Genomic DNA, 19622 nt, shown 5'->3' on the forward strand with positions numbered 1-19622 from the left:
TTCGAAGGTCCGTCGCGTTTCGGTTCGCGAATGGACATCTGGAAAGACGGTTGCGGCGGCTCGACACATGCGCTTGCGGAAGACGATATCGCTGGTGGCAGTAGCGGGCATGATCGCCGGCTGCACGTCGACAGGCGGTGTGCGGCAGCCTTCCGGGCCGGAGGCGGTGGCGCCTGAAAAGGCGCTGGTTCTGCCGCCGCCGGGTGGCCCATCGATCGTCAGCGTCGTCGAGCGCAAGCGTGGCAATGGCGTCGAACAGATGGTCTCGCTGTTTACGTCCTCCTCGGTGCCCGGCCAGAATTTTCTGAAGATCCAGTTTTTCGGCGCCTCCGGCGCCAATCCCGGAACGGGCAATGCCGGCTTCAGCATGATCAACGAGAGCGCTATTGCCCGCGAAATGGCCCGCGCTGCCCCCGGCGTCCCGATGGCTACCTCGGCGACCTTCCTGCAAAACGCTTATGGCCCATTCGGTTATGCCTCCGGCCGAAGCCGCGCCGGCGATGCCTGCATCTTTGCCTGGCAACAGATCCGCTCCAGCGCGGCCGCCAATACGCAGGCCCGCAATTTCGGCATGATCCAGCTGCGTCTGCGCCTATGCGATGCGCGCGCATCCGAGCGCCAGCTGCTGGGCATTGTCTACGGCTACACGATAACAGGCACCTTCGACGGCGTGATTTGGAACCCCTATGGCGCTCCGCCGCCCGCTGACGCGGCGCTCGGGCGTACCGGCGCTCCGATCTATCCCGACGAGGGCGGATATCGCGCCAGTCCGATGCCGATCGGTTATGAGCCGGCGCCTGCCGTAACCAGTCTGCCGCGGACGGCTCCAGTTCGCAGCGCCCCGAGCCGGCAACCGGCGCAAGGCGCCGCACCGTTGCCTGCTCCGATCGGCCCGCGCGTGCCGCTGCCGGGCGAGGCGCCGCCGACGAACGCGGCGCCGGAGGCGGCCGCAGCGCCGTTGGAACAATCGGCAAGGGCTATCGGCGTCACCGTGCCGTCGCCGGACTGCATAGGCGACGCGGCCATGACGGCCGTCTGCCGGAGATAGAGCATGATGCCGGAAAGTGTGAGCGGTTTTCGGACGAAGTCATGATCTAACTCTTTAACTTAGAACAGGATTCAGATTTAGCCGACCTGGCCTGAAATCATCCTGTTCCAGCGAGCCTGCCCGGGGTGTCGGAGGATGCCCTCGGCGAGCAATTTCGAAGGAACGTCGATGCGCAAAGCCCGCAGCGTCTTCATATGGGCCCTGGTTTCGCTCTGCATGATCGTGCTGATCACCCTGCCGGTTAACCTGCAGACTCAGCTCATCACCAGTATCTCGGTGGTCACGGTGATGGCGCTGATCAAGATACTGAAGGGCGAGGGGACGTGGCGCCTGGTGGCGCTCGCTTTCGGCACGTCGATCGTGCTGCGCTACGTCTATTGGCGCACCACCAACACGCTGCCGCCGCTGAACCAGCCTGAGAATTTCATTCCCGGCCTGCTGCTCTATCTTGCCGAAATGTATAGCGTGGCGATGCTGGCGCTCAGCCTTTTCATCGTCGCCACACCACTGCCGCCGCGCCCATCGCGTGCCGCCAATCCGGGACGTTTGCCGCATGTCGACGTCTTCGTGCCCTCCTACAACGAGGATGCCGGCCTTCTCGGCAACACGCTGGCTGCTGCCAAGGCGATGGACTATCCGGCCGATAAGCTGCATGTCTGGCTGCTCGACGACGGCGGCACCTTGCAGAAACGCAACTCCGGAAAGTTGCTGGAGGCGCAGGCGGCGGCGGCCCGCCACATCGAACTGAAGCAGCTTTGCCAGGATCTTGACGTCACCTATCTCACGCGCGACCGTAACGAGCATGCCAAGGCTGGCAATCTCAACAATGGCATGAAACATTCGACCGGCGAACTCATCGCCGTCTTCGATGCGGACCACGCTCCGGCCCGCGACTTCCTGCTCGAGACCGTCGGCTACTTCGAAGACGATCCGAGGCTCTTCCTCGTCCAGACCCCGCACTTCTTCATCAATCCGGATCCGCTGGAGCGCAACCTGCGCACCTTCGACAAGATGCCGAGCGAGAACGAGATGTTCTACGGCATCATCCAGCGTGGCCTGGATAAATGGAACGCCGCCTTCTTCTGCGGTTCGGCCGCGGTTTTGAGCCGCAAAGCCCTCGAATCGCAGAACGGCTTTTCCGGCATCAGCATCACCGAGGATTGCGAGACGGCCTTAGCGCTGCATGGCAGCGGCTGGAACAGCATCTATGTCGACAAGCCCCTGATCGCCGGCCTGCAGCCGGCCACCTTCGCAAGCTTCATCGGCCAACGCAGCCGCTGGGCGCAGGGCATGATGCAGATCCTGCGCTTCCGCTTCCCGCTGTTCAAACGCGGACTGTCGATCCCGCAGCGCCTTTGCTACATGTCCTCCACGCTTTTCTGGCTCTTCCCGTTCCCGCGCACGATCTTTCTGTTTGCGCCGCTCTTCTACCTGTTCTTCGATCTGGAGATCTTCACCGCCTCCGGCGGCGAGTTCCTGGCCTATACGCTTGCCTATATGCTCGTGAATCTGATGATGCAGAACTACCTCTACGGCTCGTTCCGCTGGCCCTGGATTTCCGAACTCTACGAATATGTACAGACGGTGCATCTGCTGCCGGCTGTCGTCTCCGTCATGCTCAATCCGAGGAAGCCGACCTTCAAGGTCACCGCCAAGGACGAATCGATTGCCGTCAGCCGCCTGTCGGAGATCAGCCGTCCGTTCTTCGTCATCTTTGCGGTGCAGATCATTGCGCTCGTCATCACCGTCTACAGGATTTATGCCGAACCCTATAAGGCCGACGTCACACTCGTCGTCGGCGGATGGAATCTCGTCAACCTGATCATGGCCGGCTGCGCGCTGGGCGTCGTGTCGGAACGCGGCGAGCGCGCCCTGTCCCGCCGCGTCCGCGTCAACCGGCGCTGCGAATTCGGCGCCAATGGCAAATGGTACGCGGCCTCGATCGAGGACGTTTCCGTCCATGGCGCGAGGCTTCACATCTTCAACAAGCAGCTGGATGAGATGCTGGTCGGCGCACCCGGCGAGATCCGCTTCCGGCCCTATAGCGGCGCCGAGCTGGAAACCCTGCCGCTTATCGTCCGCAACATCGAGCCCTCGGGCGATATCAGCAATGTCGGTTGCCAGTATGTGCCGAAAAGCGCCCTCGACCACCGCCTGATCGCCGACCTGATGTTCGCCAATTCCGGTCAGTGGACCGAGTTCCAGGCCTCGCGCCGCCGCAATCCGGGCCTGATCCGCGGCACCATCTGGTTCGTCGGCACCGCGCTCTATCAGACCAGCCGCGGCCTCGTTTACCTGTTCCGCAGCATGCGGCCGGAACGGGAGGCACAGCAGCAGGCGGCAAAGGTCAATGCCGGATGAAAAGCATCGTCGCCGCCTCGTTTCTCCTGCTGAACGCTTCCGTCTTCGCTGAGGCGCAGACCGCACCCTTCGACATGTCCGGCGAACGGCCGCGCGGCGCATCCGTCGCCCCGAGACCGACGCCGCCGGCGACAGCACCGGTGCCTGTCACGCCTCCGATTTCGGTAGCACCCGCACCGGCGGCGCCGGCAGTTCCTGCGCCGATCACTGTCCTGGCGCAGCCGGCGCCCCGGCCTGGGGCGGCAGCAAATGCCGCTTCGCAGCCGGAGCCCCGCGTTATCAGGCATTATCTTGTGCCCTTCTCGAAATTCAGCCTCGGCGGCGAATACGATCGCCGCTCATGGTCGGTCTATCTGACCCCCGAGCAGGCGGCGGCCAAGGCAAGTTTCACCTTCGCCTATCAGAATTCGATCGTCGTCGCGCCCGAGGCCTCGGCGCTGACCGTCTATCTCAACAATCGCCCGATCGGCCAGCAGCGCGTCGGCTCGCCGGACGGCCCATCGGCCGTCACGTTCGAGGTTCCCTCCGGTCTGCTGCAGCCGGGCGCCAACCTCGTCACCTTCCAAGCCGATCAGCGCCATCGCACCGATTGCAGCATTGAATCGACTTATGAACTGTGGTCGAACATCGATCCGGCCGGAACCTATCTGAGTTTCGCCGGCAGGAATGCCGCTGAGCTCTCAAGCGCCGACGCAATCCGCGCCATCGGTGTCGACGGCACCGGCAGGACGGAGTTCGACATCGTCGTCCCGGCGCTGGAGCAGCCGGGAACCACCAAGCCGCTGCTGCGGCTGGCGCAGGGCCTGGCGGTGCTGAGCAGCATGCCGAACCAGGTCTTTGCCTTCAACACCGCTTCGCTTCCGGCCGCCGGTCCAGGCAGGCTCGGCGTGTTCGTCGGCACCGCCGCGGAGCTGCGGCCGCTCTTTCCCGGCCTGCCGCCCGGCGCCGAAAGTGCCCCGCTCGCCGCTTTCGTGACCGATCCGCGCAGCAGCTCGCCTGTGCTGCTCATCAGCGGCCCGTCCTGGCAGGCGGTCTCCGCGGCGATCGACACCATCGTCTCGCCGGTGGACAGGCCCGCCGATGTCCGCCGCGACGTGCTGACCACCGAGCGCTGGAGCGCACCGAACGCGCCGCTGATCTTTTCCGATACCAGCATTCCCTTGTCGGAGCTCGGGGTAAAAACCACCGAATTCTCCGGCCGCCGGTTGCGGACCAGCTTCAATGTCGCCGTGCCGGCGGATTTTTATGCCAATGCCTATGGCGAGGCGAAGGTGCTGCTCGATGCCGCCTATACCGACAAGGTTCTGCCGGGCAGCCACATCGATATCTACGTCAATGACAACATCGCCTCCACGGTTCCGCTGACCTCGACGGCAGGCGGCATTCTCCGCCATCTGCCGATCCGGGTGACGATGCGCCACTTCAAGCCGGGTCTGAATACCGTGGCGATCGAGGCGATCCTGACGACCGAGGGCGATGCCGCCTGCGCGCCGGGCGGCAGCGCCGATGCCAATGCGCGCTTTGCCCTGTTCGATACCTCCGAATTACACATGCCGGATTTTGCCCGCGTCGGTCAGCTTCCCAACCTGGCGGCCATGGCCGGCACGGCCTATCCCTATGGTCGGGCCACCGAGCCGACACCGCTCTTCATCGACCGCATCGACGCCGATACGCTCTCGGCCGCCGCTACCCTGCTCGGCCAAATGGCGATCATGGCCGGCCATCCGATCGCCGTCGAAAGCGTGGCTTCGCCGAATACGATCGGCGATCGCGACGCCATTTTCATCGGCTCGATTTCACAGATGCCGGCGACCGCCTTGACGCAGGCCAATGTCTCCACGGCGAGCCAGGCCTCGTGGCGTCCCGTGGTCGATGCGCAGCCCGGCGTCGTTGATACCGGTGTTGCGATCGAGGAATGGAATTCCAAGGTCAGCGGCGGTCTGTTGCGCGGACAGATCGCCGCCTTCCGCGAATGGGTGGCACGCAATTTCGATATTTCCCGCAGTTCGCTGCAATTCATCCCAGGGGCTGAAGAGATATTCTCGCCGCCAAATGTGGCCACGCTGCTGGTTGCCCAGGGCTCCAGCCCCGCGGGCACTGGCGCATGGACGGTGGTGGCGGCGCCATCGGCGAAGGATTTGCGTGAAGGGGTCGAGGTGATGACTTCGCAGCTGAACTGGACGCAGATATCAGGCCACATCACCACCTATTCCAGCAAGACCGGCAAGATCGAGGCGGTGCCGGTTACCCGTTTCGATTTCGTGCCGTCGACGCCCTGGTCGATCGCCAACTACCGGCTGATCGCCGCCAACTGGTTGTCGACCAATATTCTCTCCTATGCCGCGCTGCTGGTCGTCTTCGTGCTGTTGATCGGCGTCACCACGTCGGAAATGCTCAAAAAGCTGGGTCGGTCGAAATGAGGCGGTGGTGCATCCTCCTGCTGGCCGCAACGGTCGCGCTTCCACCGAGCCCGCCCGCCATCGCGCAGCAGGCGATGATCAATGCCGCCGCATGGTCGGCCTACAAGACGAAGTTTCTCGATCCGACCGGCCGCATCATCGACAACGGCAACGGCAACATCAGCCACAGCGAAGGGCAGGGCTATGGCCTGCTGCTCGCCTATCTCGCCGCAAGCCCCGCCGATTTCGAGCAGATCTGGTACTTTACCCGCACCGAACTGCTGTTGCGCGACGATGGCCTGGCCGTGTGGAAATGGGATCCGAACGTCAAGCCGCACGTGACCGACACCAACAATGCCACCGACGGCGACATTTTGATTGCCTATGCGCTGGCGGTGGCCGGCACCGCGTGGAAACGAGAAGACTATATCCTCGCCGCCTCCCGTATGGCGCAGGCGCTGCTTGCCGAAACCGTCGGCCGCTCGGGGGGCCGCACCTTGCTGATGCCGGGAACCGCAGGCTTTACCGGCAGCGACCGAGAAGACGGTCCCGTCGTCAACCCGTCTTACTGGATTTATGAGGCGATCCCGGTGATGGCCGCACTCGCTCCGTCGGATGCCTGGAAAAAACTGTCGGACGACGGCGTGGAGCTGTTGAAGACGATGCAATTCGGCCCGCGCAAGCTCCCTGCCGAATGGGTGAGCCTGCGCGATAAGCCGCGGCCGGCAGAGGGGTTCGACGCCGAATTCTCATATAACGCCATCCGCATCCCGCTCTATCTCGCGCGGGGCGGCATCACCGACAAGGAGCTGCTGATGCGCCTGCAAAAGGGGATGTCGCAGGACGGCGTTCCCGCCACCATCGATCTGACCACCGGCCGGCCGAAGACCGTGCTGTCGGATCCCGGTTATAGAATTGTTAACGATGTTGTGGCCTGTGTGGTCGATGGGACCAAGCTGCCGGGCTCGGCGCTGCAGTTTGCCCCCGCACTCTATTATCCGTCTACCCTTCAACTGCTGGGGCTGGCCTATATTGGGGAGAAGCATCCGGAGTGTCTGTGAAGTCTTCTCTCGTGGCGGTTTCAGCGGCAGTGGTGGTGGCAAGCCTCGTCACCGGGCTGAAGGACCGTGCCGCTCTGCAGGAAAAGTTTGGCATTCCTGCCGCCAAGCCGGCGCCGGAGTTGCTGATGATGGGCCGCATCAAGCCGACCGATGCTCCTGCCGGCAGCGCCGACTTCAATGCCGAGGCCGTCGCCGACAAGATCGAGGCGATCACCTCTCCGCGGCCTCCCGCACCGGACACGCCTGAGCCGAACACCGCAAAAGAGCCGCCTGCAGCAGCGCAATCTGAGGCGCCTCAGACAGCCGGCGAACCTGCGCCGGTCCCTCCCGCGATCGTCACCGAGCCGCCGGCGCCGGAACAGGCAGCAGCGCCGCCGCAGCCTGACGTCGATGAAAGCGCGCTTCGCTATTTTGCCAGCCGCGGCGACAAAGTGCGACTGCAGGCTGAAATCTCCCGCCTGCAGGCGCTTTATCCGAACTGGGTGCCGCCGGCCGATCCGCTCGCTGTGCCGCAGAACGGCGACAAACAGCTCGAAGCCATGTGGAAACTCTATTCCGATGGCCGTTATGCCGAGCTGCGCAAGACGATCGCCGACCGGCAGGCCGCCGATGCCGGCTGGCAGCCGCCGGCCGATCTGCTCGATCGGCTTGGTGTCGCCGAGGCCCGCGCCCGTCTGATCAACGCGTCGGATCTCAAGCAATATGCGACGGTGGTCGATATTGCCGCCGCGACGCCAAGCCTGCTGACCTGCAGCGAGGTCGACGTTCTCTGGCGCGTCGCCGAAGCCTTCGTTCGCACGGAGCGATCGCAGCGCGGCCAGGATGCCTATGCCTATATATTGAAGAATTGCGGTGATCCGGCCGAGCGCCGGGCGACGGTCGAAAAGGCCTCGACGCTGCTTGGCTATCAGCCCATGCAGACGCTGCTTGCGCTGGAGAAGCCCGCTGCCGACGGCGGCAGGGAATTTGATGCGATCCGCGACAACCTCGCCCGACGCTTCTTGGCCGAGAGCAATGAGGATCCGAAGCTTGCCATCGCGCCCAGTTACATCGCCCGCCTCGAAAAACTGGCCGAAAGCGAAGGTCTTGCCTCCGATGCGCTGCTGCTCGGCTGGTACCAGCTTCGCCGCAACAATCCTGCCGATGCCGAGAAGTGGTTCCGCGCCGCCCGATCCAAGGAGGAAACGGCAGCAGCTTCGCAAGGCCTGGCGCTGGCGCTGATTGCACGCAGGGCGCCTCAGGAGGCCGAGGACGTGATGTTCCGCTGGCGCGCCGATTCCGACGATGCGACATCGACCTATCTCGCAGCCACCGCCAATCTGATGGCGCTGCAGCCGCCGGCCGATCTCGCCGAAGATGTCTTGCATCGTATCGCCGCCGAGGTCATCGCCCGCAAATATGTGCCGACGGCGCAGCAGTTCGGCTGGTATGCACGCTCTCTCAACCAATTCCAGACCGCCGCGCGCTGGTTCGAAACCGCGCTTGCCTGGAAGCCGGACGACGAACCCTCCGCCTACGGCCTTGCTGTCACCAGAGAGCAGTTGAACGACCGCAAGGGCGTGCTCGACATCCAGCGCGCCTGGGCCGGCCGGTCGGCGCGTATTGCCAATCTCGTAGATACCTCCCTGCCGACAACGAATGCCGCCACGCAGCCGGCAAAGCCGCCGCTTGCCCCGCAGCAGCCGGTCCAGCCGGCAGAGCCGCCACAGACCCCGGCCGCTTCAACGCAGCCGGAGCCGCAAGTCTCCGTTCGCGCCGCAAGACCGGCGATGCAGACGGTGGCGGTCGAGCGCGGTCCGCGCCGGGCGCGGGGCTGCTCGACGACCATCGACCCCGGACAACTTGGGCCGTCCGAGGCGCTGTCGCGCGGCTGGTGCCTGATGGAGATCAATCGGCCGATGGAGGCGATCCCGGCCTTCGAGACGGCTTTGCAGAGCCCGGTCCGCAGGATCCGCGAAGACGCAGCCAATGGCCAGAGCCTTGCCTATCTGCGCGCCGGTCTTTCCAGCAATGCCGCCGTGGCGGCAACCAAGGCGCCGCAAAGCCGCCAGCGCGCTGCCGAACTGCAGGTGGCGATCCTCGCCGATCGGGCGCTGCAGGCCTTCGGCGCCGGCCGTTATCGCGAAACCCTCATCTATCTCGATCAGCGCGCCCAGCTGCAGCAGGAGCGCATCGATCTCATGGTTCTGCGCGGCTACTCCTATCTCAATCTGAAAATGTACGATGACGCGGGCCGCATCTTCCAGGCTGCCGCCGCGACCGGCAACCGAGATGCCACGCGCGGCCTCGCCGATCTGCGTAAGATCACCCATCCCGACGTCAACGACTGACGTTGACCTCGCCGCAACTCTCCGTTACTCGCCTGCCTACTGCCTCGCGCTCGCAAGGAACACCCCGTGCCCGCTATCAACGACGTCCTCGACAGGTCCTATGACGCCTTCCTCTTCGATATGGATGGAACGCTGCTGAATTCCATTGCCGTCGTCGAGCGTGTCTGGAGCGAATGGGCAAGACGCCATGGCCTCGAGCCGGAGGTCTTCCTGAAGACGATCCACGGTATCCGCGCCTCCGACGTGATCCGCGGGCTGGGTCTGCCGGGTGTCGATCCGGCCCACGAGGCGGATCTGCTGCTTGCCGAGGAGATGGAGGATGTCTCCGGTATCGTCGAGATCCCCGATGCCGTCCGCTTTCTGAACGCCATCCCCGACGGCAAATGGGCGATCGTCACTTCGGCGCCGATCGAGCTCGCCAGGCGCCGCATGGCCGCCGCTGGCATCCCGATGCCGAAGGTCATCGTCAGCGGTGGCGAGGTCAAATCGGGCAAGCCCAGCCCGGAAGGCTATCTGCTCGGCGCAAGCCGGCTCGGCGTCGATCCGGCGAGGTGTCTGATTTTCGAAGACGCCGTTGCCGGCATCCTAGCCGGTGAGGCGGCTGGCGCCGATGTCACTGTCATCACCGAAACTCACGCCACGCCCTTCGAAACCCCGCATTTCTCGATCGCCAACTATCAGGCGTGGCAGCCCCGCCAGACCGCCGAAGGCCGATTGAAGATCGCCGCGATCTGATTGTTGCCAGCCGAACTGCTTCCTTTTTGTGGGAGGCAGGTTTTTTCCGCTTGCATTGCACGCGCCGAAAATCTAAACGAAGCAAGCCGTTTCGGCAGGTCGGGGCGTAGCGCAGCCCGGTAGCGCACTTGACTGGGGGTCAAGGGGTCGCTGGTTCGAGTCCAGTCGCCCCGACCATTATCCCCTTGAAATCCAGTCAAAAACTTCCGCTTTGGCGGTTAGCGCCGCGGGTGTTTCGAATAAGAGAACATCGGCCGTCAGTGCGGTTTCTGCGCGATTGCGATCATCGATTTCGCCAGGAGCGGAATTCTCCCGACATATTCGAAGTCGACGTCTTCGAAACCGGTTTCATGCAGCAGCGTGCTGAGCGTTTCCGGCGACCAGAATTTGATATGACCGTGGTCCTTCAGCGGCATGAAATGGTCATCCATCTTTCCGCTCACGGCAAGCGCCAGATTTTTCCAGTAACCGTGGAAAGGCGTCGAGACAACGGCGATGCCGCCTGGTTTTACCAAATCGTACATCGTCGCCGTGAAAGCCTTGGGGTCGTATACATGCTCCACCACCTCCAGGCTGATCACCGCATCGAAGGTCCCGTAGCGGCTGGAAAGATCTTCGTATCCGGAGCCGATTTCCAGGGGAAGATCGGGATGGACCGCTTTCGCTTTCGCGATGCCGTCCTCCGACGGATCGACGCCGACGACGTCGTAGCCTTTCTGCGCAAGCACTGAGGCTGCCCCGCCGGTGCCGCAACCGAGGTCGAAGACCGCTGTTTCGTTTGCCTCGTGGAAACTGTTTTCAAGAACATCGACGACAGTCGGCAAGATATAGGAATGAGCGGTCGCCGGCTTGGCGTGGACATAGGTAGTCGCGTCCAGTTCGATAGACATTTCACCTCCTGAAAGAGTGGGCCCGCGGACATAATGGTACGGCGGAGTTTGACGGGAGTGTGGTGCCGTTGTGGTATTAAGGTGATTAACGCCCAAGGCGTTGCGCCGGCAGTCGATTGACGCTCCGATACAGATCGGCCGGCGTTCTTAACGCCCTCTTCATTACAATGCGAGGGATGGTGATGCGAGCACCAGAGACTCCCCGAAGCCGATTGACAGGGTGCCGAGAAGGTGCTGAAAACGACCGAAATCCGGATCCGTCGGATTGCGGCGGAATAAATGGTTGATCCGTCAGCTTCGGCTTTGGCTATTAAAGAAAATGGCGCGAGCAAATGCCTCCTTAAATGGAGAGATTACAAATAATTCATCTGGTTGTTTTAGGAGTACATTGGCCGGGTGGGTAGATAGTTGTTTTTTTGTTAAGGCTATACACGGCGTTGCGACAAGCTGTTTAGTTTTTTGCTTGGAAAATCTCAATTCGCTTCGCATGTTTCGTAAATACGTGTAGATTAACATGATCCTTGTCACAGATAGCCTGGTGCGAGCCCATGCCGGATATGAACCAGAATCTAACTTGCAGGCAGGCTCTTGCCAGCGCGTTCCAGGCTCTGTCGGACGAGGCGGTCAGGGCCGGCTGGCCGGAGGGCGACGTTGCCCTCGCGCTTGCTGAACTGGCCGAGGAGCGGGTGATCGAGATGACCGCCAAGGTGATCATGGAAGGCTCCATGCACCCGCAGATCGTGGCCGCTGGCCACCGCCGCAGCTGATCGCAAACACTCCGGATCGGTTGCTCCGTTTTCGTTGATCTCACACAGCAATCCTGCCGTCTTTGCTGCCGTCGAGTCCGCGCTTGCCGGGCCATCGCTTCAGATATTCGACGGCGTCCCAGGCAGTGGAAAGCGATGAGGTTGTCGGTTGGAGAATGGGTTCGGACAGGGGAGGGGAAGCGTCTTTCACTCAACGTTTGTACTCGCTCATTCCTTCTGCAAAGGTGGCGGTAACGCTCCGGACAATATTTTGTTCCACATGAATTTGCGCAGTTGCTAAAGTTCTGACCCTCGCGCATAATCGAATTATTGCCGGTTGCGGAGGGCGTCCGGCGATGCAAGCGTGAAGGCGTTTGCCCTCGGAGGGAAGTGCGGCGTGATGTTACGGTCATCAATTCATCCGCATGATTTACCGCTCTTTTCGGAAGATCTCGATCTGCTTTCGCAAGTGCTGGACAAGGTCTGCGTCGAACGCGGACTTGTCAGAACGGCGCCGGAGGCCGAGCGGATCGGTGCGGTCATCATTCAACTTTACAGGCAGGGCGTGAGAGACGGCGGCAAACTGGCCGACCTTGCCAAGACCTATCTGTGACACTCGGGTTCTGGTTTAATTTAGGACAGGGCGACGGTCATTCCGTCAATCGTCATTGGCGGCGTTGAGATTTTCCGGCCGGATGCCGTCATCGCTTGACGTACGTGCCCGCAACCGAATGCCGGGGCCGCCTTCATCCTGATTGCCGCTCGAAAGGAAGATGATGCCGTGCGCCTCGAGCGTGCTGCGCACGTCGAACAGCGCATGCGGCTCGCCGGCAAAATCGCCTTTTTCCAACGCAGCCACCGTCTCGACCGGCAGGCCGCTTGAGGCGGCGAGCTCTTCGAGACTCATCCCGATCATGGCGCGCGCGCCGCGTATCTGTGTCGCTGTTATCATGACGGAAAATCTAGCGCATTGACCGCACTTCTCAAGTGGCGTGGCCGACCGGACTGACCATATTGAGACGGGATTATGCCGAAGAACGCCTTCTCCCATAGGTTGGGCGGCGCGCGCTGTGACTCGGCGCCGACGGGAAGCCTGCCTCGACAACGGCTGGATCGGTGCGGTAGAGTATTTCCTCCCGCCTTCTGGCGCAGCTCCCCGCTTACAGGCAGGAGCGCCATGCCGGCGGCGCGCGTCTTAGAATATGGGCGGAACCGGCAAATGCGGAGCCAATGTCATGAGCTTTACGGCGCCGTCATTATTGGCCAGATCCCTTATCGATCCGCATGGCATAGGCGACGGCGCCATCCCGTTCGAATTCCGAAAAACCAAGGTGACGGTAGAAACCTCTGGCGCGTGCGTTGTTGGGATCGACACCGAGATGCACAGCTGCGACCCCTTGATTGCGAAGCGCTTCAAGCTCGGTGCTGATCATTCTGCGCCCCCAGCCGCCTGCCTGAAGTCCGGGAAGAATGTTGATGTGAAGATGGGCGGGGTACTGGTCTTGAAGCCAAACCGTTCCGCTGCGCGGATTTTGAATGCGTTCGATCAAGTCGGCATCGCGCGCGCAAGTGGGCGTCAGTCCCGCGGTCTGCCGGCGGACCAACGGCCACCAGTTCGCCTCCAGCTCTTTGTCGAACTCGCTGGTATCAGGCACCCCGACGACATAGCCGACCGGACGATCGCCTTGCACAAGAACAAAGGCAAACTCTCTGGCGAATTTGAGATAGGGTACCGACCAGATGTAGCCGGGCAGATGCGGGTCGCTGTAAAGGGCGCTGGCATCGTGACCGCCATTCGCGGTCCTCAGGCAGATTTCGAAAAAGGCTTCAGTATCCGCTTCGATCGCGGGACGGATGAAGCAGTTGCTGTCCATCGCTTTGCCACCTCCTGCGTGGCGCTTTGTCATTTGAGGTCGCGAGAGGAGCTGATGCACTGACGATTACCTCAGATTCGCCAACCAGGCAAAGCTCTGGGGGAAGAAAACGTTCGGCCGGTCGCCAGGCGCGAAGCCGGAACGGGGAGTGGAGAATAAACCAAATGAGGTGGAGCAGATGAACAGAACCGTGAAATCGATCAGCATACTGCCGGCATACCGATTGAAAGCAGCTGTCGCGCTTGCCGGCGCGGCGCTCGTGAGTTTTGGTCTTTCCGCCGCCCGCGCCGACGATCTGGCCGTGTGGGACGACCAGACCTTTGAAGGTCAGAGCGCGGTCATAGAGCAACTGAACAGGGACTTCGAGGCCGCGCATCCCGGTGTCACGATCAAACGCACCGCCCGCACCTTCGATGACATGAAGCTGACGCTGAAGCTTGCAGTTTCGGCCGGCGACGGCCCTGTTGTCACCAAGGTCAACCAGGGCGCCGGCGACATGGGCGCGATGGTCAAGGAAGGCTTGCTGCTGCCGGTCGACGAGTACATCAAGAAATATGGCTGGGATAAGCGGCAGTCGGATTCGGTGCTTGCCAGAGACCGCTGGGAGGGGGCGAAATTCGGCGTCGGCAAGACCTACGGCATATCGGGTCTCGCCGAGATCGTCGGCCTTTATTACAATAAGAAAATCCTCGACGACGCGGGCGTGGCGCTGCCGCAGACCTTCGAAGAACTGCTGGCCGCTCTCGACAAGCTCAAGGAAAAAGGCGTCGCGCCCTTCATGATGGGCTCGGCAAAACAGCATCTCGCCCTGCACATGATCGGCGCCATCGATCAAGCCCATATCGACGCGGCCAATCGGGCCGAGCTTGACGACCTGATCTACGGCAAAGGCGGTTCCTGGAACACCAAGGGTAATATCGAATCGGCCAAACTCGTGCAGCAATGGGCACAGGGCGGCTACTTTTATCCCGGCTTCGAGGGCATCTCGGGTGATGACGCCGTCCAGTTGTTCATATCAGGGCAGGGCGCATTCCTGATCTCCGGGACCTGGTACTTCGGCGACATGCAGAACAATCCGGATATCGGCTTCATGGCCATTCCCGCCCCGAAGGGCATTTCCAAGCCGATGAGCGTCGGCGGCGTGGATCTTGCCTGGGCGATAACCAGCCTTGCCAAAGACAAGGCAAAGCAGGACCTGGCCGGCGAGTACATCGACTATATGGTGTCCGAAAAGGCCGCCGAAAGCTGGGCCAATGCCGGCTATCTCCCCGCGACATCGCTCCCGGCGGATGCAAAGCCGAAGCTCACGCCGCTCCTGACCTCCGGCATCGAGATCTGGAAGACACTCAATGCCAACGATGCGCTCGGCCACTACCCCGATTGGTCGAGCCCGACGATGCTGAAGACAATCGACGACAACACGCCGCTTCTCTTGTCCGGCAAGATCACGCCCGAAGCCTTTGTCGATGCCATGGACAAGGACTATCAGGCCTATTTGAAGGATAAGAAATAAGCAGTGCGGACGCCGGTCACGACGGCCCGGGCGGTCCGACCGGCGTCCCGTTCATCACGTTAAAATACGTGCTACGAGCTCACGGCTTGTTGCGCGATGACCAGAGCTTTGGCAGGGAGTACTGGATGAAACGCTCCGCACTCGATGGAACGCGACAGACCAATTTCATCTATTTATTGCCTGGATTGCTGCTCTACGCAGCGTTTGTGTTTGGGCCGATTGTCGCGGCTTTGGCTTTGAGCCTGACCAGCTGGGACGGCCTGACCATGCCCAGATGGGTTGGCCTTGGCAATTACGCCGATCTCTTTTCCGACAGCCGTTTTTACATCGCCTTGCGCAACAATGCCGAGCTCATGATCTTCTACTGCGTCCTGCCGCTCGTGCTCGGCATAACGCTTGCCGCCTGCGTGTGGAACTTGAAGCAGCGCGAGCAACTCGCCCTCAGAACCTTCCTGTTCCTGCCTTACATCATGCCGACTGCCGTGTTGGGCATCATCTGGGCGTGGCTCTACAATCCGGCATTCGGCCCGTTCAATCAGTTTCTGAGAGCGGTGGGATTGGGCAGGTTCGCTTTGCCCTGGCTCGGAGATTTCAATTTCGTGCTTCCGGCGGTCGGGATCGTTGCCACCTGGTATTTCTTCGGTTTTTGCATGGTCATCTTCCTCACCGGAATCCAGCGCATCGACCCGTCTCTTTTCGACGCCGCCAAGGTCGACGGCGCTTCGGGGCGAAAGACCTTTTTCTGGATAACACTGCCGCTTCTCATGCCTGAGATCAGGGTGGTTTTGCTTCTGACGGTTATTGCCTCGATCAAAAGCTTCGATCTGATCTTCACGATGACCCGCGGTGGACCCGCCAACGCTACGCTCGTGCCGAATATCTACATGTATCAGCTCGGCTTCGAACTCAATCGCTTCGGCGCCGCAGCCGCCATCGCAATTGTCGGCGCCTTGCTGACATTCGCAATCAATTTCGCAATTCATCGGCTGTTGGGCTCCAGAAGCAAAGGATTGGCTTGATGAGCCGTTCGTCCAACATTCCCGCCGCGCTGTTCCTTCGCATTGTCCTCTGGCTCCTGGCTTTCGTAACGATCACCCCGTTCCTGCTTCTGTTGCTGACTTCGATAAAGAGCAAGGCCGACGTCCTGAAAGGCGCATTCGCCCTTCCGGCCTATCCGCATTTCGAAAATTACGTCGATGCCTGGAATGCCGGGCATTTCAACATTTACTTTTGGAATTCGATTGTCGTCGTCATACCCGTCGTTGCTGCAAGCGTCTTTCTAGGCCTGCTGACCGGCTTTGCCTTCGCCTACCTGTCATTTCCGCTGCGACGCACGCTGTTCGCGATCCTGACGCTCGGCATGATGGTGCCGGCGGAGGCCTTCATCATCCCGCTTTATTATGAAATGCGCTATCTCGGGCTGATCAATACCTATGCGGCTCTCATCATCCCGCAGATCGCCATGTCGATACCGTTCTCGACGATCTTCCTCGCCAGCGCGATGCAGCAATTGCCGGAGGAGGTTCTCGAAGCGGCGGTCCTCGATGGCGCCGGACGCTTCTATATCCTGCGCAAGATCGTCGTCCCGCTGATGATACCGGCGATGTCGACACTGGCGCTGTTCCTGTTCATATGGACATGGAACGAGTTTCTGATTCCGTTCATTCTGGTCAATGACGACGCCTATCGGACGCTGCCGCTCGGCATGCTGTTTTTCCAGGGGCGTTATACCGTCAACACGCCGGTTCTGACCGCCGGCGCTGTGATCGTCATTTTCCCGCTGATCCTGACCTACCTCGTTTTCCAGCGGCGGTTTATTGCCGGTCTGACGGCGGGTGCGACGAAATAGGTTGCGCCGCTTCTCTCGGCCTCCGACTGCGCCGGTGGCGGGCTTCCAGCGCTGCGCAGCCCCAGACCGTGCCAAGCAGCAGATAGACATGGCGCCAGTGGTCGATGTCGATCACGTTGCCGATCGCCGCATGGCCGAGGACAGAGATCCAGGCGACCATCAAAAAGGGTTGCCACGGCCGGTCGAGCAGCAGGTATCGGAAGCCGAGCGCCAGCGTCCAGATAAGCATGCCGACATAGCTGACGAAGCCGAGCCAGCCATAGGAGGTGAGCGATTTCAGCCAGATATTGTGCTCGTCCTCGGGAAACATCGTGCCGAACACCAGCGGGCCGATGCCGAGCGGGCGCTCCATCATCATGGTGAAGCCGATACGGTGACGCTCGAAACGGCCGAGATGTTCGCCGTCATATTGCTGCACCAGCTGGGCGCGGGCGGAAAACAGTTCGGCGACCTTCGGGACTTGAAGCGCCACCAGTAGCGACGCGATCAGCATGATGATCGCCGCCAGCGACAGCACCAGCACTCGCAGGCGAAAGGCGCCGCTGCGCTCCTTCAGCAGCATGATGAAGATCAGCAGTCCTACGCCGAGCGCAAACAGCCCCCAGGCGGCACGGGAAAAGGACAGGAAAATGCCGAGCGCCAGCACGAGCAGGGCGGCAGCCTTCAGCGGCGATTTCTTCAGGTCGCCCACTAGAATACCGTGGACGAGATAGAGCGATGGCGGCACCAGGAAGGGGCCGAAGACGTTCGGATCCTGGAAGGCGCCCTTGGCGCGGTCATAGAGGGTGAAGATCTGAGCGCCTGGAAAGGCATGGAAATAGCCGAGTATGCCGAGCGCCGAGGTGGCGACGGCGGCGAAGATCCAGGCATTGAAGATCAGTGGCAGCCGCTTGTGGCTGTCCTCGATGATTGCCGCGTAGAAGACCGCGGTCAGCGCCAGGAAGGTCGACACGGCGATATACATCGGCGCCGTTGCCAGATCCTTCATCTGCGTCAGTGACAGCATGCCGCCGATGTTGAAGGTGAGCAGCAGGGCAAGCAGGGGCGCCACACCGCGTGAAATCTTCAATCCCAGGATGAACCAGAGACCGATCAGCCCGGCCATCCAGAGTTCATAGGGGGCCGGCTCGTCGATGACGAAACCGGAGAGGAAGACGCCGAAGGCGACGAAGGCCGAGCCGATCAGGCGCAGCGTCATCCGCTGCGGCTGGGCGACACGCGGATATGTCGCCTCGACCGTGCTCAATAGGCGTTTTCCGTGTTGAGCAGCCGGATCGGCGTCAGGAACAGGATCTTCAGATCGAACCAGAGCGACCAGTTCTCGATGTAATACAGGTCGTAGGCCGTGCGGAACTTGATCTTCTCGTCATTGTCGACCTCGCCGCGCCAGCCGTTGATCTGCGCCCAGCCGGTGACCCCTGGCTTGACGCGGTGGCGGGCGAAATAGCCCTCGACGACATCGCCGAAGGCGCGGTCGCGAGCCTGGGCGAGCACGGCGTGCGGGCGCGGGCCGACCAGCGAAAGCTCGCCTCTCAGCACGTTGAAAAGCTGCGGCAGCTCGTCGATCGAGGTCTTGCGGATGAAGCGGCCGACGCGGGTGACGCGCGGATCGCCCTTGGTCACCGCGGCCTTGCCGGTGGGGTCGGCCATGTTGGTGTACATTGAGCGGAATTTGAAGACGTTGATGATTTCATTGTTGAAGCCATGACGCTTCTGCATGAAGAAAACCGGGCCTTCGGAGGTCGCCTTGATGGCGGCAGCAGTGACCAGCATCAGCGGCCACAGCAGGGCAAGGGCGACCACGGTGAAGAAGATGTCGAAGCCGCGCTTGGCAACCGAATCCCAGTCGCGGATCGGCTTCTTGAAAATGTCGAGCATCGGCACCGAGCCGACATGCGAATAGGCGCGCGGCCGGAAGCGCAGCCGGTTGGCATGCGCTGCAAGACGGATATCGACCGGCAGAATCCAGAGCTTCTTCAGAAGGTCGAAGATGCGCGCCTCTGCCGACAGCGGCAGGGCGATGATCAGCATGTCGATGCGCGTCAGCCGCACAAATTCGACGAGCTCCGCCACGGTGCCGAGCTTCGGATAACCGGCGACCATGATCGGCGAGCGCTTCTCGCCGCGGTCGTCGAAGATACCGCAGATGCGAATGTCGTTGTCAGCCTGCTGTTCCAGGATGCGGATCAGCTCCTTGGCTGGCTCGCCGCCGCCGACAATGACGGCGCGCCGCTCCATGATGCCGTTGCGCGCCCAGTTGCGAATGCCGTAGGCGACGAGGAAACGCTCGCCGGCAAGGAAGAGTGCACCGGCGGCAAACCAGGGGAGATAGGCCACGATCATTGCCGATGTGGTGCCGCGGACGAGCGCGAACAAGCCGATGGTGAGGACGAGGGCGATCGTCCATGCGGCGAGGATGCGCGGCATCAGCCGCAGCTTCGCCCGAAGTGCCGGAATGGTGTAGGTGTCGGCAAGCTGCAGGCAGGCCACGGTCAGAGCCGAAGCGATCGCCGCCATGCCCGCCCGCACCAACAGGGGATCGCTGCCGTCGCCGGGTGCGAAGAAGTAGACGATCAGGGCGATCGAAAAGAGGGCCAGGAATTCGAGCAGCCGTAATTGCCCGATGATGATGACAGGCGAACGGGTTCCGTCGCGGAACTGTTCGGCGATCTGCCGGGCATAGGCATTGATTTCGGTCGGCTCGGAGGCCTGCTCCCGACTTGCATTGCGTCGCGCTTCGATGTCGGAGACCTGCTTGCGCAGTGCTTCCACGTCGAACGGATCGCTTTTTTCCAGCTTGTTCATGGGGTTTTGTC

Annotated in this window: 16 protein-coding genes, 1 tRNA gene and 1 pseudogene; 12 read left to right on the plus strand and 6 right to left on the minus strand. The window is 61.7% G+C overall.

From position 1 onward, the window contains the following. Positions 1–67: 67 nt before the first annotated feature. The 7 genes from bcsN to N2597_RS06140 all read left to right on the plus strand — a co-directional run bounded on the left by bcsN (position 68) and on the right by N2597_RS06140 (position 10111). Positions 68–1048 (plus strand): cellulose biosynthesis protein BcsN, encoded by a 981-nt coding sequence (gene bcsN, locus N2597_RS06110; protein WP_183596837.1) that lies wholly within the window; start codon positions 68–70, stop codon positions 1046–1048. Positions 1049–1216: 168 nt separating this feature from the next. Further along, positions 1217–3409, plus strand: a complete 2193-nt coding sequence (gene bcsA, locus N2597_RS06115) for a UDP-forming cellulose synthase catalytic subunit (protein WP_077993291.1) — start codon at positions 1217–1219, stop codon at positions 3407–3409. Further along, the gene (locus tag N2597_RS06120; RefSeq protein WP_183596834.1) at positions 3406–5829 is read left to right on the plus strand and encodes a cellulose biosynthesis cyclic di-GMP-binding regulatory protein BcsB; all 2424 of its coding nucleotides are present in this window, start codon (positions 3406–3408) and stop codon (positions 5827–5829) included. The genes bcsA and N2597_RS06120 overlap by 4 nt, the downstream gene beginning before the upstream one ends. Next, on the plus strand, positions 5826–6869 hold the full coding sequence (locus N2597_RS06125; protein ID WP_183596831.1) for a family 8 glycosyl hydrolase: 1044 nt from the start codon (positions 5826–5828) through the stop codon (positions 6867–6869). The genes N2597_RS06120 and N2597_RS06125 overlap by 4 nt, the downstream gene beginning before the upstream one ends. Beyond that, a complete protein-coding gene (locus N2597_RS06130; protein WP_183596828.1) occupies positions 6866–9199 on the plus strand; it encodes a tetratricopeptide repeat protein in 2334 nt (777 codons plus the stop codon). Before N2597_RS06125 ends, N2597_RS06130 begins: the two co-directional genes overlap by 4 nt. Before the next feature lie 66 nt (positions 9200–9265). Beyond that, positions 9266–9934 carry an HAD family hydrolase gene (locus N2597_RS06135; protein ID WP_183596826.1) on the plus strand — a complete coding sequence of 223 codons (669 nt, stop codon included), beginning with the start codon at positions 9266–9268 and terminating at the stop codon, positions 9932–9934. A gap of 100 nt (positions 9935–10034) precedes the next feature. Next, positions 10035–10111, plus strand: a tRNA-Pro gene (locus tag N2597_RS06140). 80 nt (positions 10112–10191) lie between these two features. Here the strand turns inward: N2597_RS06140 and N2597_RS06145 are convergent. After that, a complete protein-coding gene (locus N2597_RS06145) occupies positions 10192–10824 on the minus strand; it encodes a class I SAM-dependent methyltransferase (protein ID WP_038688130.1) in 633 nt (210 codons plus the stop codon). Between the two features lie 548 nt (positions 10825–11372). On the opposite strand from N2597_RS06145, the gene N2597_RS06150 reads away from it, so the two are divergent. Beyond that, positions 11373–11591 carry a hypothetical protein gene (locus tag N2597_RS06150; RefSeq protein ID WP_009996469.1) on the plus strand — a complete coding sequence of 73 codons (219 nt, stop codon included), beginning with the start codon at positions 11373–11375 and terminating at the stop codon, positions 11589–11591. 70 nt (positions 11592–11661) lie between these two features. Here N2597_RS06150 and N2597_RS06155 read toward each other — a convergent pair. After that, positions 11662–11785, minus strand: a pseudogene (locus N2597_RS06155) (DUF982 domain-containing protein); the annotation flags it as partial. 185 nt (positions 11786–11970) lie between these two features. Here N2597_RS06155 and N2597_RS06160 point away from each other — a divergent pair. Next, positions 11971–12183, plus strand: coding sequence for a hypothetical protein (locus tag N2597_RS06160; protein WP_009996470.1), 213 nt, complete (start codon positions 11971–11973; stop codon positions 12181–12183). A gap of 45 nt (positions 12184–12228) precedes the next feature. Here the strand turns inward: N2597_RS06160 and N2597_RS06165 are convergent, their stop codons facing one another. Then, a complete protein-coding gene (locus N2597_RS06165; protein WP_183596824.1) occupies positions 12229–12522 on the minus strand; it encodes a helix-turn-helix domain-containing protein in 294 nt (97 codons plus the stop codon). 304 nt (positions 12523–12826) lie between these two features. Further along, positions 12827–13444 (minus strand): GNAT family N-acetyltransferase, encoded by a 618-nt coding sequence (locus N2597_RS06170; protein WP_183597048.1) that lies wholly within the window; start codon positions 13442–13444, stop codon positions 12827–12829. A 178-nt stretch (positions 13445–13622) separates the two neighbouring features. On the opposite strand from N2597_RS06170, the gene N2597_RS06175 reads away from it, so the two are divergent. From N2597_RS06175 to N2597_RS06185, 3 genes are all read left to right on the plus strand, one after another. Next, complete coding sequence (locus N2597_RS06175) at positions 13623–14957, plus strand: extracellular solute-binding protein (RefSeq protein WP_183596822.1); 1335 nt, start codon at positions 13623–13625, stop codon at positions 14955–14957. A gap of 125 nt (positions 14958–15082) precedes the next feature. Then, positions 15083–15976, plus strand: coding sequence for a carbohydrate ABC transporter permease (locus tag N2597_RS06180; RefSeq protein ID WP_183596819.1), 894 nt, complete (start codon positions 15083–15085; stop codon positions 15974–15976). Then, positions 15976–16806 (plus strand): carbohydrate ABC transporter permease, encoded by an 831-nt coding sequence (locus tag N2597_RS06185; RefSeq protein ID WP_009996698.1) that lies wholly within the window; start codon positions 15976–15978, stop codon positions 16804–16806. Before N2597_RS06180 ends, N2597_RS06185 begins: the two co-directional genes overlap by 1 nt. Here N2597_RS06185 and N2597_RS06190 read toward each other — a convergent pair. Further along, positions 16772–18052, minus strand: coding sequence for an O-antigen ligase family protein (locus N2597_RS06190; protein ID WP_096762155.1), 1281 nt, complete (start codon positions 18050–18052; stop codon positions 16772–16774). The two genes, N2597_RS06185 and N2597_RS06190, sit on opposite strands and share 35 nt — an antisense overlap. Next, positions 18049–19611 carry an undecaprenyl-phosphate glucose phosphotransferase gene (locus tag N2597_RS06195; protein ID WP_086156190.1) on the minus strand — a complete coding sequence of 521 codons (1563 nt, stop codon included), beginning with the start codon at positions 19609–19611 and terminating at the stop codon, positions 18049–18051. The genes N2597_RS06190 and N2597_RS06195 overlap by 4 nt, the downstream gene beginning before the upstream one ends. Positions 19612–19622: the final 11 nt, after the last annotated feature.

The organism is Rhizobium sophoriradicis (assembly GCF_025200795.1).
In the GTDB taxonomy this organism is placed as follows: Bacteria; Pseudomonadota; Alphaproteobacteria; order Rhizobiales; family Rhizobiaceae; genus Rhizobium; species Rhizobium sophoriradicis.

Excerpts from the sequence above, each read along its gene's own strand:
- bcsN (WP_183596837.1), top strand. The coding sequence starts at position 68 with ATGCGCTTGCGGAAGACGATATCGCTGGTGGCAGTAGCGGGCATGATC.
- bcsA (WP_077993291.1), top strand. The coding sequence starts at position 1,217 with ATGCGCAAAGCCCGCAGCGTCTTCATATGGGCCCTGGTTTCGCTCTGC.
- N2597_RS06120 (WP_183596834.1), top strand. The coding sequence starts at position 3,406 with ATGAAAAGCATCGTCGCCGCCTCGTTTCTCCTGCTGAACGCTTCCGTC.
- N2597_RS06125 (WP_183596831.1), top strand. The coding sequence starts at position 5,826 with ATGAGGCGGTGGTGCATCCTCCTGCTGGCCGCAACGGTCGCGCTTCCA.
- N2597_RS06145 (WP_038688130.1), bottom strand. The coding sequence starts at position 10,824 with ATGTCTATCGAACTGGACGCGACTACCTATGTCCACGCCAAGCCGGCG.
- N2597_RS06150 (WP_009996469.1), top strand. The coding sequence starts at position 11,373 with ATGCCGGATATGAACCAGAATCTAACTTGCAGGCAGGCTCTTGCCAGC.
- N2597_RS06160 (WP_009996470.1), top strand. The coding sequence starts at position 11,971 with ATGTTACGGTCATCAATTCATCCGCATGATTTACCGCTCTTTTCGGAA.
- N2597_RS06165 (WP_183596824.1), bottom strand. The coding sequence starts at position 12,522 with ATGATAACAGCGACACAGATACGCGGCGCGCGCGCCATGATCGGGATG.
- N2597_RS06170 (WP_183597048.1), bottom strand. The coding sequence starts at position 13,444 with ATGGACAGCAACTGCTTCATCCGTCCCGCGATCGAAGCGGATACTGAA.
- N2597_RS06175 (WP_183596822.1), top strand. The coding sequence starts at position 13,623 with ATGAACAGAACCGTGAAATCGATCAGCATACTGCCGGCATACCGATTG.
- N2597_RS06180 (WP_183596819.1), top strand. The coding sequence starts at position 15,083 with ATGAAACGCTCCGCACTCGATGGAACGCGACAGACCAATTTCATCTAT.
- N2597_RS06185 (WP_009996698.1), top strand. The coding sequence starts at position 15,976 with ATGAGCCGTTCGTCCAACATTCCCGCCGCGCTGTTCCTTCGCATTGTC.
- N2597_RS06195 (WP_086156190.1), bottom strand. The coding sequence starts at position 19,611 with ATGAACAAGCTGGAAAAAAGCGATCCGTTCGACGTGGAAGCACTGCGC.